Raw genomic sequence first — 15,430 nt, forward strand, 5'->3', positions numbered from 1 at the left:
CGAGCGGGGTGGAGCGAGATTACTAAGCGGTAACTTATGCAGTTCTACGAGAGTACCCGCATCGTCTCCCGCACTGTAGCCAGCCGTGCGGTGATCTATGTCGCTGAGGGTTGCCTTAAGAACTGACCGTGTTATTCGTACCAAATTGATACATTCGCCCCTAATTTAGACCTGTGCTCTACGGGATCGCAGCCGCCACGACCGCCCTCCTCCTCGCCACCGTCCTCACCGCACTGCTCCGCACGGCCGCCCTGCGGCTCGGGGTCGTCGACCGGCGGTGGCAGCACCGCAAGGTGCCGCTGTTCGGGGGTGTGGCGGTGGTGCTCGCGACCTGCCTGGTGGCGGTCGTGGGTGACCGGACCGGCGTGGCGCCCCTCGGCTCCGGCGTCGGCGAGCTGCTCGTCGCCGGGGCCGTGGTCGCCGGGCTGGGGCTGTTCGCGGACGTACGGCGGGTCAAGGCGCGGGCGCTGGTCGCCGGTACGGCGGTGGCGGCGGCCTGTGTCGTGCCGTACGGGGAGACCGGTGTCGCCGGAGGGCTTCTCGCCGTCTGCTGGATCGTCCTCGTCACCGTCGGTTTCCGGGCTCTGGACCATGCCGACGGTCTCGCGGGGGCCGTCGGGGTCGTCACCGCCTTCGGGGTCGGCGCCTGTGCCGCGGTCGAGGTGATGGACGGGCTCGCGGTACTGCTGAGCGTGCTGGCCGCCGCGCTGACCGGGTTCCTCATGCACAACTGGCCGCCCGCGCGCGTGGGGCTCGGTTCGTGCGGGTCGCTGTTCGCCGGGTTCGTGCTCGCCTCGGCGGCGGTGGTGACCCGGGCCGGCTACGGGTTCGGCTCCAGCGCGGCGGTGCTGTTCGCACTGACGGCCCTGATCGCCGCCGAGGGACTCCTTGTCGCCCTGACCCGCCGCGGCACCCGCACCGGCACCGGCCACCTCGCCCACCGGCTCAGGCGGCTCGGGCTCACCCCGCAGGGAGTGATCGTCGTCCTCGGTGCGGGAGCCTTCTGCGGGGTACTCGTCGGGGTCCTCGTGCACCTCGGGTGGCTCGCGGAGTCGGGGGTCCTCTGGGTGGTCGGGGGCGCCCTGATCGTCGTACTCGCACTCCTCCGTGCGAAGCCGTCCGCGCAGGTCAGGGCTCAGTTGCGTGTAAGGAACGGATAAGAGTTGAGCCCCCCTGACTCAGGTCTGTTGACCGGGCGGCGGACGTCATGCACACTTGAGTCCGTTCCACTCAAGTCAGCTGGAGGAAATCACCATGGCACGTGCGGTCGGCATCGACCTGGGCACGACGAACTCGGTCGTCAGCGTTCTGGAGGGCGGCGAGCCCACCGTCATCACCAACGCCGAGGGTGCCAGGACCACGCCGTCCGTCGTCGCCTTCGCGAAGAACGGTGAGGTGCTGGTCGGCGAGGTCGCCAAGCGCCAGGCGGTCACGAACGTGGACCGGACCATCCGCTCCGTCAAGCGCCACATGGGCACGGACTGGAAGGTCGAGCTCGACGGGAAGCCCTTCAACCCGCAGCAGATGTCCGCGTTCATCCTGCAGAAGCTGAAGCGCGACGCCGAGTCCTACCTGGGCGAGAAGGTGACCGACGCGGTCATCACCGTCCCGGCGTACTTCAACGACTCCGAGCGTCAGGCGACGAAGGAAGCCGGCGAGATCGCCGGTCTCAACGTCCTTCGTATCGTCAACGAGCCCACCGCGGCCGCGCTCGCGTACGGCCTCGACAAGGACGACCAGACGATCCTCGTCTTCGACCTCGGTGGCGGCACCTTCGACGTGTCCCTCCTGGAGATCGGCGACGGCGTCGTCGAGGTGAAGGCCACCAACGGCGACAACCACCTCGGTGGTGACGACTGGGACCAGCGCGTCGTCGACTACCTGGTGCAGCAGTTCAAGGCCGGCCACGGTGTGGACCTCGCCAAGGACAAGATGGCCCTCCAGCGCCTCCGCGAGGCCGCCGAGAAGGCCAAGATCGAGCTGTCGAGCTCCACCGAGACCTCGATCAACCTGCCCTACATCACCGCCTCCGCCGAGGGCCCGCTGCACCTGGACGAGAAGCTCACCCGGGCTCAGTTCCAGCAGCTGACCGCGGACCTCCTGGAGCGCTGCAAGACCCCGTTCTTCAACGTCATGAAGGACGCCGGCGTCTCCATCAACGAGATCGACCACGTCGTCCTCGTCGGTGGCTCCACCCGTATGCCCGCCGTCGCCGAGCTCGTGCGCGAGCTGACCGGCGGCAAGGACGCCAACAAGGGCGTCAACCCGGACGAGGTCGTCGCCATCGGCGCCGCCCTGCAGGCCGGTGTCCTCAAGGGTGAGGTCAAGGACGTCCTGCTCCTCGACGTGACCCCGCTGTCCCTGGGTATCGAGACCAAGGGCGGCATCATGACCAAGCTCATCGAGCGGAACACGACGATCCCGACCAAGCGGTCCGAGATCTTCACGACGGCCGAGGACAACCAGCCGTCCGTGCAGATCCAGGTCTACCAGGGCGAGCGCGAGATCGCGGCGTACAACAAGAAGCTCGGGATGTTCGAGCTGACCGGTCTGCCGCCGGCCCCGCGCGGTGTCCCGCAGATCGAGGTCGCCTTCGACATCGACGCCAACGGCATCATGCACGTGACCGCGAAGGACCTGGGCACGGGCAAGGAGCAGAAGATGACCGTCACCGGTGGCTCCTCGCTGCCGAAGGACGAGGTCAACCGGATGCGCGAAGAGGCCGAGAAGTACGCGGAGGAGGACCACGCCCGCCGCGAGGCCGCCGAGTCCCGCAACCAGGGCGAGCAGCTCGTCTACCAGACGGAGAAGTTCCTCAAGGACAACGAGGACAAGGTCCCCGGCGAGGTCAAGACCGAGGTCGAGGCCGCCGTCGAGGAGCTGAAGGCCGCGCTCAAGGGCGAGGACACCGCCGAGATCCGCACCGCCACCGAGAAGGTCGCGGCGGTCTCGCAGAAGGTCGGCCAGGCCATGTACGCCGACGCCCAGGCCGCGCAGGCCGCGGGCGGCGCCGACGCCGGTGCCGAGGCTCCCAAGGCCGACGACGACGTCGTGGACGCCGAGATCGTGGACGACGAGCGCAAGGACGGTGCCGCGTGACCGAGGAGACCCCGGGCTTCGAGGAGAAGCCCGACGTCCCCTCCGGCGCGACCCCCGACGACGCCGAGCCGAAGGCCGCCCCCCAGGAGGGGGCGGCCCCGGCCGGGGACGCAACAGCACAGATCGCCGGTCTGACGGCCCAGCTGGACCAGGCCCGCAAGGCGCTCGAAGAGCGCACCGCGGACCTCCAGCGGCTCCAGGCCGAGTTCCAGAACTACCGCCGCCGCGTGGAGCGGGACCGGATCACGGTCAAGGAGATCGCCGTCGCGAACCTCCTGACCGAACTCCTGCCCGTGCTCGACGACATCGGCCGCGCGCGGGACCACGGCGAGTTCGTCGGCGGATTCAAGTCCGTCGGGGAGTCGCTGGAGACCGTCGCGGCGAAGATGGGTCTGCAGCAGTTCGGCAAGGAGGGCGAGCCCTTCGACCCGACCATCCACGAGGCCCTGATGCACAGCTACGCGCCGGACGTCACCGAGACGACGTGCGTGGCGATCCTGCAGCCCGGGTATCGCATCGGCGAGCGCACCATCCGCCCCGCGCGGGTGGCCGTCGCCGAACCGCAGCCGGGCGCGCAGACGGTCAAGGCCGAGGAGGACTCCACGGCCGACGACGACAAGGACAACGGCCCTGAGGAGGGCTGAGGTCACCACTGAGCGGGACACCAGGAAGGGGGCGCGTCGAGGATGAGCACCAAGGACTTCATCGAGAAGGACTTCTACAAGGTCCTCGGCGTCCCCAAGGACGCCACCGAGGCCGAGATCAAGAAGGCGTACCGGAAGCTCGCCCGCGAGTTCCACCCGGACGCCAACAAGGGCAACGTCAAGGCCGAGGAGCGCTTCAAGGAGATCTCCGAGGCGAACGACGTCCTCGGTGACCCCAAGAAGCGCAAGGAGTACGACGAGGCCCGCGCCCTCTTCGGCAACGGCGGCTTCCGCCCGGGGCCGGGCGCGGGCGGCGGCTCCTTCAACTTCGACCTGGGCGATCTCTTCGGAGGCGGCGCGCAGGGCGGTGGCGCCGGGGGTTCCGGCGGCTTCGGCGGCGGGATCGGCGACGTCTTCGGCGGCCTGTTCAACCGGGGCGGTACGGGCACGACCCGTACCCAGCCCCGACGTGGCCAGGACATCGACACCGAGGTCACCCTGAGCTTCACCGAGGCCATCGAGGGTGCCACGGTGCCGCTGCGGATGTCCTCGCAGTCCCCGTGCAAGGCCTGCTCCGGCACCGGCGACAAGAACGGCACACCGCGCGTGTGCCCGACCTGCGTCGGCACCGGCCAGGTGGCGCGGGGCTCCGGCGGCGGCTTCTCCCTCACCGACCCCTGCCCGGACTGCAAGGGCCGCGGGCTGATGGCCGAGCACCCCTGCCTGGAGTGCAAGGGCAGCGGCCGCGCCAAGTCCTCCCGGACCATGCAGGTCCGCATCCCCGCCGGGGTGACGGACAGTCAGCGGATCCGGCTGCGCGGCAAGGGCGCACCGGGCGAGCGCGGCGGCCCGGCCGGCGACCTGTACGTCACCGTGCACGTCGACACGCACCCGGTCTTCGGCCGCAAGGACGACAACCTCACGGTCACGGTCCCGGTCACATTCACCGAGGCGGCTCTCGGCGGCGAGGTCAGGGTCCCGACCCTGGGCGGCCCCGCCGTCACGCTGAAGCTGCCGCCGGGCACGCCCAACGGCCGCACCATGCGCGCCCGGGGCAAGGGCGCGGTCCGCAAGGACGGCACCCGTGGCGACCTCCTGGTCACCGTCGAGGTGAGTGTCCCGACGGACCTGACGGGGAAGGCTCGTGACGCACTCGAGGCGTATCGCGAGGCGACCGCGGGCGAGGACCCGCGGGCGGAGCTGTTCCAGGCCGCGAAGGGAGCTTGATCGAGATGGACGGCCGTCGACGCAACCCGTATGAACTGACCGAGGAGACCCCGGTCTACGTCATCTCGGTGGCGGCCCAGCTCTCGGGCCTGCATCCGCAGACCCTGCGCCAGTACGACCGCCTGGGCCTGGTCTCCCCGGACCGCACCGCCGGCCGGGGCCGCCGCTACTCGGCCCGTGACATCGAACTGCTCCGCGCGGTGCAGGCGTTGTCGCAGGACGAGGGCATCAACCTCGCCGGCATCAAGCGCATCATCGAGCTGGAGAACCAGGTCGCCGCGCTGCAGTCCCGCGTCGCCGAAATGGAGGCCGCCCTCGACGGCGCCGCCGCGGCGATGCAGCAGCGGGAGGCGGCGGTGCATGCGTCGTACCGCCGTGACCTGGTGCCGTATCAGGAAGTGCAGCAGACCAGCGCGTTGGTGGTGTGGCGTCCCAAGGGGCGGCAGGACTGAGGTACCCAAGTGCACGTGAAGGGGCCCGGAGGACGAACCTCCGGGCCCCTTCACATGTGCGGGCTCAGAGCCAGGAGTCCCAGATGCCGTACGCCATCGGCGTGGACGCGGCCTCCGCGCCGGCGGCGTCCAGGCGGACGACGCGGTAGTAGTACAGATCCAGCGTGTCCTCGTGGACCGTCTTGTCCATGTGGAACACGGCGTCGTACATCGTGCCCTCGGCGAGGGTGACATAGGCGGCCGAGGCCGGGTCCCAGCGCTCCACGCGGTAGCTCGCGAACCGGTCGCAGTCGCCGAGGCCGGAGCTCTCGGAGCAGCCGACGTACAGCTCCGGGTACTGGTCCTCACGGATCTCGGTCCCCGTCCAGCCCGGCGGCCGGGTGTCGGGCAGGGTGACGGAGAGCTCGGCGGGGTGGAAGGCCTCGGGGCCGGCGTACCAGTCGATCAGGGGGGAGCCGTCCGTGGCGGCCACCTTGTAGGTGTGCGCGGCGCCGTCGGGGACCGTCGGGCAGAGGATCTCGGTCTCGGCCAGGGAGTCGCCCGTCCAGCAGTTCTGGTCCCAGACGGTCTCGCCGGTCTCCGGGTCCGTGACGCCCTGCCACACCTTGTAGCCCGTGACGTCGTCGTCGGCCGGCGGTGTCCAGGTCAGGCGTACACCGAGCGGGATCTGCTCGGCGGCCAGGTTCTGCACCGGGGCAGGGCGCTCGGTGTCCGGCGTGGTCCCGGTGGCGGCGGGGCCGGGCTGCGACTCATGACCGTACGGGTCGATCGTCACGACCGTGTAGTCGTACGTCGTCTCGGAGGCACCGGAGACGTCCCAGCAGACGCCGTTGATCTGCCGGGCACCGGCGTAGTCGGGGGCGTCGCCGGTGTTCCAGGTCCAGTAGGTCTCCGGGTCCGCCAGCGGCAGGTCCTGCGAGCTGTTGGGCTTGCAGGCGCTCACCACGCTGCTCTCGCCGGTCGCCTTGTCGGTGCGGGTGATCCGGTAGGTGAGCAGCGGCTCGTCCTCGCCGAAGGTCCACGGGTCGGCGCTGCTCCACTCGATCATCACCCCCTCGTCGAACCTGCTCGCGGTGGTGCGGAACGGCGCGATCGCCCCGGGCCGGTCCGCCATCGTCAGCGTGACCTCCACCGGGGCGGCCGCATTGCCCTTCGCGTCCACCGAGCGCACCGCGTACCGGTAGCTGTCGGCGACCGCGAGCAGCTGGCGCGGCACGGCGTCGGTTGCCGTGGTGGTGGTCGGGGTGTTGCCCGTGGCGCCGGGCAGCGCGTCGAGCCAGCCGCCGGTCGTCGGGTCGTACTGGAGGACCTGGTACGAGGCGGCTCCGTCGACGGCCGACCACAGCATGTGCGGAACGCCCGACCGGTACTCGACGCGCGCGTCGGCCGCGGTCGCCGGCGGTGTCAGGTCCGAGGTGGTGAAGGTGGCGGCGGGCGAGTACGCGGACCAGTTCCCGACGGCGTCCCGGGCCCGGCCCCGGTAGGTGACCTTGCTGCCGTCGGCGGCGTGACCGGTGTCGCAGATCGCGCCCTTGGTGCCGGTGTACACGGTGGCCCAGGTGTTGGTGGCGGAGTTCAGCCGCTGCATCTCGTACAGCGCGATGTCGGCCGCGTTCTCCGCGGTCGTGACCAACTCCGGGGCCGCGTAGGGCTGGTCCACCGGGCACGCGTCCATCTCGACGAACGGCGCTGCGGGCGGGGTGGTGTCCACGCTCGTGACCGCCTGGTCGGCGGTGCCGGTCGAGACGTTGCCCGCCCTGTCGTAGGCGCGGACCTCGTAGTAGTAGGTGGCACCGGTGGGCGGAGGGGTGTCCGTGTACGAGGTGGAGGTGGTCGTGGCGAGCGCCTTGCTGCCGAAGGAGGCGCCCTTGAGCCGCCGGTAGACCTTGTACCCGGAGAGGTCCATCTCCTTGTTCTTCGCCCAGCCGGCCTTGGCCTTGTTGCCGCTCTTGTCGTACGAGACGGAGATCCCGGCCGGGGTGAGGGGCTTGACCTTGTCGACGGTGGCGGAGGTGCGGGGCGTGTAGCCGAACTTGACCTTGGCGGAGCCGGTCCAGTTGACGTGGTCGACGCGGAGGGTGTGCTTGCCGGAGGGGATGGTCACGTTGACGGTCCTGGAGACGGTCGACGAGACGTTCTTCCACAGGTCGATCTTGCGGACGCCGTCGACGTAGACCCGTATGCCGTCCAGCCCGGAGGCGGCGAGGGCGAAGGGGCCGCCGGAGCCGAAGTCCCGGGTCACCGACCAGCGGACGCCGAAGTTGTCGCTCGGCAGGCCGGAAGCCGGAGACCCGGTCCAGCTCTGGTCGACGGCGCTGTCGCAGTCGGTCTTCCTCGGGGTGCCGGAGAAGCTCGTGTTCGCGAAGAACTGCCGCTTGAAGACCGGCGAGGTGCAGGTGGTCGCGGCGGAGGCGGGCGTGAGCGTGAGCAGGGTGCCCGCGGTGGCGAGTACGACGGCGGTCGCGGTGGCCGCGGTCGTACGTCTGGCTGGGTTCATGCGGTCCTTCGGTCCTGTCCGACGACGGGAGAGATCACCGTCGTCGGATCAGGACCGGCAAGGGCACCGATTGGTTGTACGGCCCACTTCAGGGAATCGCGTCGAAGACCAGGTCGGCGGCCGCCGACCACATCGACTCCGCGCCCGTGCCGAACGCGGCGGCCAGCGCGTAGCCGACGGCCGCGTCCATGGCGTCCGGCTTGGCGTCCGACCGCCACTCGGCGGCCTTCACCTCGCCGTCGCCCTTCGAGTGGAAGTCGCCCAGCCGCCGGCCGTCGCGCAGGAGGCGGCTGTCCGGCATGGAGTGGGGCACCAGCCGCCAGTGCCGGCCCGCGTGCCGGACGTCGACCCGGTACGAACGCCGGATCAGCCGTCCCCGGCCGGGGGACAGCGCGGCCGCCTCGCCGCCGACGGTGAGGATGAGCAGACCGGCGTCCCGGGTGCCGATCGGGATGTCCCCGTCGGCCTTGGTGCCGGTCGCCCGGCTCAGCACGACCCGCGGTATCGCCTCGCCCTCGACGACGACTTCACCCCGCCAGGTGTTCAGGCGGACGGTGAGCGGGCCGAAGAGGGTGTCCGTGACGGAGCTTTCGCTGATGGTCATCCGGTCCTCGTGGAGTCGTCAGGAGTTCGGTGCTCTGACTGTCCAGTCGCCCGCCGGCGGGGGTTCGGTTCCGCTCAGGTGGCACGCATCTGCACAGAAGCTACACGCGTTAACGTTGCTATCTCATTTGACGGTTGCTTCTTGACTGATACGTGAAGGCCGCGTTGGCTTCCTTCACCTGGGTGCGCAATATGCGCCCGAGTCCGGAAGGCACCAGATAGTGAGCTCCCCAATGCGTCGTACCGCCATATGCGTGGCCGTGTCATCGATGGCCCTCTCGCTCTCCGCCTGCGGGGCGCTGGGAGTCTCGGGGGACAGTGCCGACGCGAGTCCCACCAAGGGCGACGACGTCACGGTGGGCGTGCTGATGCCGGAGCGGACCAACTCGCGGTACGAGGAGTTCGACTACCCGATCATCCAGAAGAAGGTCGCCGAGCTCACCGACAAGAAGGGCAACACGGTCTACGCCAACGGCGAGGCCGACGCGGCCAAGCAGGCGACCCAGATGCAGAAGATGATCGACGACAAGGTCGACGTCATCCTGCTGGACGCCGTGGACTCCAAGAAGATCGCGTCGACGGTGAAGAAGGCGAAGGACGCGGGCATCCCCGTCATCGCCTACGACCGTCTCGCCGAGGGGCCCATCGACGCGTACGTCTCCTTCGACAACGAACTCGTCGGCGAGGTGCAGGGCCGCACCCTGGTCGAGTCGCTGGGCTCGGACATCGACACCTCCGACAAGATCGTGATGATCAACGGCTCGCCCTCCGACCCGAACGCGGGCCAGTTCAAGGCCGGCGCGCTGTCCGAGATCAACGGCAAGGTGACGATCGCCAAGAGGTACGACGTCGACGGCTGGAAGCCGGAGATCGCCAAGAAGGACATGGCCGAGGCGATCAAGGCGATCGGCAAGGACAACATCGCCGCCGTCTACTCCGCCAACGACGCCATGGCCGGCTCCGCCATCGAGGCCATGGAGGAGGCGGGCATCACCGACCTGCCGCCGATCACCGGCCAGGACGCGGAACTGCCCGCCGTGCAGCGGATCGTCGCCGGCGAGCAGTACATGAGCGTGTACAAGTCCTACCCGCTGGAGGCCGAGGCCGCCGCGGAGATGGCCGTGGCCAAGGTCCAGGGCAAGGACATCCTGTTCGACTCCCTCACCCAGGACTCCGTGGACAGCCCCACCGACAAGGGCATCCCGGCGCAGCTGGTGACGGTGTCCGCACTGACGCAGGCGAACATCAAGAGCACGGTCGTCGCCGACGGCATCTACACGGTGGACCAGATCTGCACCGCCAAGTACGCGGCGGACTGCGCGGCGATCAAGCTCAAGTAGGTCAGCCGCTCAATTGCCGGCCAGCGGCTTCATCGGTACCAGCACCCCGTTCGGCGCCCGTCCGATCGGCTTGGTGCTGGTGAAGCTGGACGGGTCGTTGTCCCCCGAGACGCGCAGGCCGGTGGCCTTCGCGTCCTTGGGGACGTCATACCAGAGCTCGACCTCCATGAGGGTGTGGCCGCCGAGCTTCACCGTGTCCGACTGGCGGCGTACCGCCATCGCGAAGGAGTCGGGCCGGGCCCGGTCGCCGGTGACGCCCGCGAGATGCTGCCGGGCCGACTCGTAGACGTGGTAGTTCGGGTCCCTGTTCTCCACCCGCAGCCGGGCGGCACAGAACTGTCCCTGCGGCGGCGCGTCGGCGTGCGACCCGGTCACCCCCGTGATGCCGCAGCGCAACGACAGGACGGTGAAGGTGAGATGGCCGTCCTTGTACGCCCGTGAAGGGCTCTGGGAGGGGGACGCGGAGGGCGGCGGCGCCCCGCCGGAGTCCCCGCCCCCGCAGCCCGTGAGGAGCAGCAGGGCGAGCACGGGGGCCGTACGACGGAGCAGGCGTGCGGTCGGCATAGGGGCGATTGTGCGCCCCGGGTGGGGAGAAGTGAACGTTCTGGGCGCTTCGGCCCGCGGGAGCCGGGCGCGGTAAAGCCAAGATCAAGAACTGGTCTAGGATGCCGGGCTGTCATGTCTCGAACACGGGGGAAGAACATGCTGCCCACGAACATGCCGCCCATCAAAGGGAGCCGCGTGCGCACGCGCGCCGCGGTCGTCGGTCTGTCTCTGTCCATGGCGCTGCTGACGGGCTGCGGCGGTGACGACGGCACCGAGTCCGCCGCCGACGGCGGGAAGGCCACCGGGAAGCCGGCGGCGAGCGGCCCGGCGTACCAGGGCGCCGCCCTGCCCGGCTACGCGCAGAAGGCCGCCTGGAGCCTGCCCACGGACAACCCGGAGCTCGGTGTCCTGGACCTCGGCGGGGTCCTGCTGTTCGCCAAGGACGCGAGCGGCGCCTACCTCACCGACGCCTCCGTCGACGGCGAGCCCGACGACGTCAACCGCGTCCTGTTCGCCTCCGACGAGGCGGAGAAGCTCACGCTGGAGTTCCGGGACGCAAAGACCGGCGCGGTCACCAAGAGCCTCGGCGTGACCGCGCAGTCGGTCGAGGGCGTCACCTGGAAGGACGGCGCCCCGGCGATCGCCGTCGGCACGTCCGCGACGAAGGAGTCCGACGGTCTGACCCAGGAGGAGACGACCACCTCGGCGACCCTGTACTCCGTCGAGGGCACGAAGCTGGGCGAGACGGCCGGCTACGAGTTCGGCCACATCGTCAGCGGCTACGCGGTCGCCGCCGCCGACGGTGCCGTGACCCTCACCCCGATCGGCGGCGGCACCGCCCGCACGGTCCCCTGCAACGGCGACGACGACGCCGAGTGCGACTACGACGCGGAGACGGGGACCGCCAGCGGTGACAAGACGCACGCCCCGGTGATCGCGGGCGGCTACTACCCGGGCTTCGAGGCGGCCGGCAACTACGACTACGACCCCTCGGACATCACCCTCAACGACCTGGCCACCGGTAAGCAGATCTGGTCCTCCGCCAAGGCCGAGACACCCAAGGGCGTCGTGCTCGACGACGAGGGACAGCCGAGGGACCGCACGATCCGGATCGTGAAGGTCACCGACGGCAAGGCCCTGGTCGCCTGGAAGAAGGACATCGGCCTCAGCCCCACCACCCAGGTCTACGCCTGGTACGACCTGGCGAGCGGCGCCCTGACCGCCTCCTACGAGGGCGGCGAGCTCGTCGTGTACTCCGCCGACGGTGAGCTGGCGGCCCTGGACAAGAGCGAGTTCGACACCGGCTTCGACGGCACGGCGGTCTGGAAGACGGCCGACGGCACCCGGCTGTGGGCCCAGGAGGAGGGCGAGAACGCGCTCGACCCGATCCGCTTCTCCGGTAACGGCAAGGTCCTGTACGGCAGCACGGACGACGGCGACCTGGCCGTGGACGTCACGACGCGCAAGGTCCTCGCCAAGGACCTGACCGCCGTCCCGGACGTGAACACACGGACCGGGTACGGGTATCTGGCCACGGAGGACGGCTTCTTCGCCTTCGCACCGGCGTAACCGAGGCGCAGGGCCGGGATCCGCCGCCCGGCCCTGCCCCCGTTCACGCCACCCGGGTGAACTCCACCGTCACCTCCGGCGGTCCGCCCGGAACACCCCGGTAGATGCCCTTGTGGGGGGTGACGTCGTCGTAGTCCCGGCCACGCCCCACGACCACATGCGACTCGTCGGCCCGCGTCCGGTTGGTCGGGTCGTAGCCGCACCAGTCGCCCGCCCAGTACTCGATCCAGGCATGGCTCTCCCCGGCGACCGCCCGGTGGAGCTCTGCGTCCCGCTCGGGGTGGAGATAGCCGGAGACGTACCGGGCCGGCAGTCCCACGCCCCGCAGCAGAGCGACGGTGAGGTGGGTGATGTCCTGGCAGACCCCGGCGCCCTGCTCCCAGGCCTCGGCGGCGGAGGTGTTCACGCTCGTGGCGCCGGGGAGGTAGGAGACCCGGTCGGCGACCAGGGCGGAGACGGCGACGGCGGAATCGTGCGGGTCGAGGCCGGCCGCGGCCTTCCGGGCCTTCTTCACCAGCTTGGGCGGGACCGTCGTACGGACCGTGGGGCCGGCGAACTCCAACAGGCGGGAGTTCCTGGCCTGTTCGGCCACCTCCGGCCAGCCGGGTGCGGTCGGCAGTGGTTCCGGCGGGGACGTCTCGACCAGGCTGGAGGCCGTGATGGTGAGGTCCGCATGGGGGTCCATCAGGTCGAAGCCGGTGACCTGGGTGCCCCAGTAGTCCCAGTACGACCAGGTCGCGGCGGCCGGCGTGACGGTGACCCGGGAGTCCAGCGTGGTCTGCCCCGGCAGCGTCAGCGGGGTCATGCGGACCTCGTTGTGCGAGGAGACGGCGGCCTGGGCGTACGCGACGCGGGTGATGTGCTTGATGCGGAGGCGACGGGTCATGTCAGGCTCCTTCCTGGGCCCACACCACGGGCCCCTGGTACGGGAAGAACCGCTCCGCGACCCCCTCAGCCGAGGTCATGCAGGCCTGCTGCAAGTCCTGGAGCAGGACGGGGAGTTGATCCTGGAGGGCGTGCGAGTCGAGGTATTCCAGACGGGTGCGCAACCGGCCGATCGGGCGGCGTGCCGGGTCCTGGCGAGGGCGGCCGAGGGCGCTGAGGCACTCCTCCGCGGTGGTCAGCGCGTGCAGTGCCGAGCGCGGGAAGCCGCGGTCCAGGAGCAGGAACTCGGCCACCCGCGCGCTGTCGCCGAAGCCGCTGTGCACGCGCGCGTACGCCTCGTCGGCCCCGGACGCGCTCAACAGCGTCGTCCAGTCGGGCGCGTGCGCGGCGTCAAGCACCCGCACGGACAGCAGCCGTACGGTCATGTCCACCCGCTCCAGGCTGCGCCCCAGCACCACGAACCGCCAGCTGTCGTCCCGGCTCATCGTGGAGTCGGCGAGCCCGAAGAACAGCGCGGCACGCGCGCGTACCAGCTCCAGATAGCCGTAGGGGCCCGTACGGCGGGCCGCGCGCCGCTGGTCGGCGAGCGCGTGCCAGGTGGAGTTGAGGCACTCCCACATCTCGGAGGAGACGGCCTCACGGGCGCTGCGGGCGTTCAGCCGCGCCGCGCCCAGCGCGCCCTCGATCGAGCAGGTCGAACGGGCGTCGAAGGCGAGCTGGTCGAGGACCTGCTGCATGTCGACGCGCTCGTCGCCCGCGTCGACGCCGAGGATCGCGTACAGCGACCGGCAGGCCGCGTCCTCGTCGCGCCAGGGGTCCTCCAGCATGCGGTGCAGATACGCGTCGAGGATGCGCCCGGTGGCGTCCGCCCGCTCGACATACCGCCCGGTCCAGGTCAGCGCCTCGGCTATCCGGGAGAGGATCACGTCGCTCATTGCTGCTGCGCTCCTTCCTGTACGACGGTGGGGGTGCCGTCGGGACCCAGCTGACGGGGTGCGACGCCCGGCAGGGCCGTCCCGGCGCTCGGTTCCTCGGGATGTTCGGCGGGCCCCTCGGCGAGGACCCAGGTGTCCTTGGAGCCGCCGCCCTGGCTGGAGTTGACGATCAGGTTGCCCTCCTGGAGGGCGACCCGGGTGAGGCCGCCGGGCAGGACCCAGATGTCGTCGCCGTCGTTGACGGCGAACGGCCTGAGGTCGATGTGGCGGGGTGCCATGCGCTCACCGGCGAGGGTGGGGGAGGTGGACAGGGCGACGGGCCGCTGGGCGATGAACCCGCGCGGGTCGGCGGTGACGGCCTTCCTGGTCCTCTCCAGGGTCCGCTTGTCCGCCTTGGGCCCGATGACGATGCCCTGGCCGCCGGCCCCGTCGACGGGCTTGATGACGAGCTGGTCGATCTGGTCGAGCACGGCGTCCAGTTGCCCCGGCTCGTCGGGCCGGAAGGACTCCACGTTGGGGAGCACCGGCTCCTCCCCGAGGTAGTACCGGATCAGGTCCGGGACGTAGGTGTAGAGCAGCTTGTCGTCCGCGATGCCGTTGCCCACGGCGTTGGCGAGGGTGACGTTGCCCGCCATGGCCGCGTTCATGACCCCCGGGCAGCCGATCACCGAGTCCGGCCGGAAGTGCAGCGGATCGAGGAAGTCGTCGTCGAGGCGCCGGTATACGACGTGGACGGGCATCTCGCCGCGTGTGGTCCGCATCCACACCCGGTTGTTCCGGCACACCAGGTCGTGCCCCTCGACGAGCTGGACGCCCATCAGCCGGGCCAGCAGGGCGTGTTCGAAGTAGGCCGCGTTGCTGGGCCCGGGGGTGAGCACGACGACCCGGGGATCCGACGTACCGCCGGGAGCGGCGGCGCGCAGGGCGGCGAGCAGCTTCTGCCCGTACCCGTCGACGGGCAGGACGTGCTGCTCGGCGAAGAGGGAGGGGAAGACCCTGGTCATGGCCCTGCGGTTCTCGATGACGTAGGAAACCCCGCTGGGCACCCGCACGTTGTCCTCGAGCACCCGGAAGTCCCCGGCCTCGTCCCGTACGAGATCGATTCCCGCCACATGGATCCGTACCCCGCCGGGTGGCTCGACCCCGTGGGCGGCCCGGTGGAAATGAGGGGAGTTGAGCAGCAGCCGCCAGGGCACGACCCCGTCCTCGAAGGCCCGGCAGTGCCCGTAGGCGTCGGCCAGATAGGCCTCCAGCGCCCGCACCCGCTGACTCACCCCGCGTTGTACGAGATCCCATTCGAGGGCGTCGAGGATCCTCGGTACGAGGTCCAGCGGCCAGGGCCGCTCCTCGCCCGCGAAGGCGTACGTCACGCCCCTGTCGGTGAACGCCCGGGCCATCTGGTCGGCCCGGAAGCGCAGTTCGCTCGGCTCGATCGGCTGAAGGGCCGCCAGCACCGGCTCGTAGGCGGTCCTGACCTCACCCGGCCGCACAAACATCTCGTCCCACGCGTCGGCCAACGCGTACGCGTCAAATATGTCCGCCATGAAAGGACGTTAGAGGCGATACGTAACGCGGCGATCACCCGCGCATTTCGGGCAGCGTACGCGGAGAGCCGGATTCCCTTTGCGGAGGC

Annotated in this window: 13 protein-coding genes; 7 read left to right on the forward strand and 6 right to left on the reverse strand. The window is 70.2% G+C overall.

What is annotated here, in order from left to right:
- Nucleotides 1-173: 173 nt before the first annotated feature.
- The 5 genes from ACWD3I_RS08370 to ACWD3I_RS08390 all read left to right on the forward strand — a co-directional run bounded on the left by ACWD3I_RS08370 (nt 174) and on the right by ACWD3I_RS08390 (nt 5,422).
- A complete protein-coding gene (locus ACWD3I_RS08370; protein ID WP_365394627.1) occupies nt 174-1,160 on the forward strand; it encodes an MraY family glycosyltransferase in 987 nt (328 codons plus the stop codon).
- Between the two features lie 94 nt (nt 1,161-1,254).
- Nucleotides 1,255-3,099 (forward strand): molecular chaperone DnaK, encoded by a 1,845-nt coding sequence (dnaK, locus tag ACWD3I_RS08375; protein WP_365394626.1) that lies wholly within the window; start codon nt 1,255-1,257, stop codon nt 3,097-3,099.
- On the forward strand, nt 3,096-3,743 hold the full coding sequence (gene grpE / locus ACWD3I_RS08380) for a nucleotide exchange factor GrpE (RefSeq protein ID WP_266889665.1): 648 nt from the start codon (nt 3,096-3,098) through the stop codon (nt 3,741-3,743). The genes dnaK and grpE overlap by 4 nt, the downstream gene beginning before the upstream one ends.
- 42 nt (nt 3,744-3,785) lie before the next feature.
- A complete protein-coding gene (dnaJ, locus tag ACWD3I_RS08385; RefSeq protein ID WP_365394625.1) occupies nt 3,786-4,970 on the forward strand; it encodes a molecular chaperone DnaJ in 1,185 nt (394 codons plus the stop codon).
- Nucleotides 4,971-4,975: 5 nt separating this feature from the next.
- Nucleotides 4,976-5,422, forward strand: a complete 447-nt coding sequence (locus ACWD3I_RS08390; protein ID WP_266889660.1) for a heat shock protein transcriptional repressor HspR — start codon at nt 4,976-4,978, stop codon at nt 5,420-5,422.
- 64 nt (nt 5,423-5,486) lie between these two features.
- Here ACWD3I_RS08390 and ACWD3I_RS08395 read toward each other — a convergent pair whose 3' ends face one another.
- Together ACWD3I_RS08395 and ACWD3I_RS08400 are read right to left on the reverse strand one after the other, a co-directional pair.
- A complete protein-coding gene (locus tag ACWD3I_RS08395; RefSeq protein ID WP_365394624.1) occupies nt 5,487-7,919 on the reverse strand; it encodes a PA14 domain-containing protein in 2,433 nt (810 codons plus the stop codon).
- 88 nt (nt 7,920-8,007) lie between these two features.
- Nucleotides 8,008-8,523, reverse strand: coding sequence for a hypothetical protein (locus ACWD3I_RS08400; protein WP_365394623.1), 516 nt, complete (start codon nt 8,521-8,523; stop codon nt 8,008-8,010).
- 232 nt (nt 8,524-8,755) lie between these two features.
- On the opposite strand from ACWD3I_RS08400, the gene ACWD3I_RS08405 reads away from it, so the two are divergent.
- Nucleotides 8,756-9,862 (forward strand): sugar ABC transporter substrate-binding protein, encoded by a 1,107-nt coding sequence (locus tag ACWD3I_RS08405; RefSeq protein ID WP_365394622.1) that lies wholly within the window; start codon nt 8,756-8,758, stop codon nt 9,860-9,862.
- Between the two features lie 9 nt (nt 9,863-9,871).
- On the opposite strand, the gene ACWD3I_RS08410 is transcribed toward ACWD3I_RS08405, so the two are convergent.
- Nucleotides 9,872-10,426 carry a DUF4352 domain-containing protein gene (locus tag ACWD3I_RS08410; RefSeq protein WP_365394621.1) on the reverse strand — a complete coding sequence of 185 codons (555 nt, stop codon included), beginning with the start codon at nt 10,424-10,426 and terminating at the stop codon, nt 9,872-9,874.
- 177 nt (nt 10,427-10,603) lie between these two features.
- Here ACWD3I_RS08410 and ACWD3I_RS08415 point away from each other — a divergent pair, with 177 nt between their 5' ends.
- Entirely contained in the window at nt 10,604-11,977 is a 1,374-nt protein-coding gene (locus tag ACWD3I_RS08415) for a WD40 repeat domain-containing protein (RefSeq protein ID WP_365394620.1), read from the forward strand.
- A gap of 43 nt (nt 11,978-12,020) precedes the next feature.
- Here the strand turns inward: ACWD3I_RS08415 and ACWD3I_RS08420 are convergent, their stop codons facing one another.
- From ACWD3I_RS08420 to ACWD3I_RS08430, 3 genes are read right to left on the reverse strand one after another with little or no spacing between them, the layout of a single operon-like run.
- Nucleotides 12,021-12,863 carry a transglutaminase family protein gene (locus ACWD3I_RS08420; RefSeq protein WP_365394619.1) on the reverse strand — a complete coding sequence of 281 codons (843 nt, stop codon included), beginning with the start codon at nt 12,861-12,863 and terminating at the stop codon, nt 12,021-12,023.
- Nucleotide 12,864: 1 nt separating this feature from the next.
- The gene (locus ACWD3I_RS08425; protein WP_046247609.1) at nt 12,865-13,797 is read right to left on the reverse strand and encodes an alpha-E domain-containing protein; all 933 of its coding nucleotides are present in this window, start codon (nt 13,795-13,797) and stop codon (nt 12,865-12,867) included.
- Nucleotides 13,794-15,341: a circularly permuted type 2 ATP-grasp protein gene (locus ACWD3I_RS08430; RefSeq protein WP_365394618.1), complete on the reverse strand. Its 1,548-nt coding sequence runs from the start codon at nt 15,339-15,341 to the stop codon at nt 13,794-13,796. The genes ACWD3I_RS08425 and ACWD3I_RS08430 overlap by 4 nt, the downstream gene beginning before the upstream one ends.
- Nucleotides 15,342-15,430: the final 89 nt, after the last annotated feature.

The sequence above is a fragment of the Streptomyces sp. NPDC002817 genome (assembly GCF_053592055.1).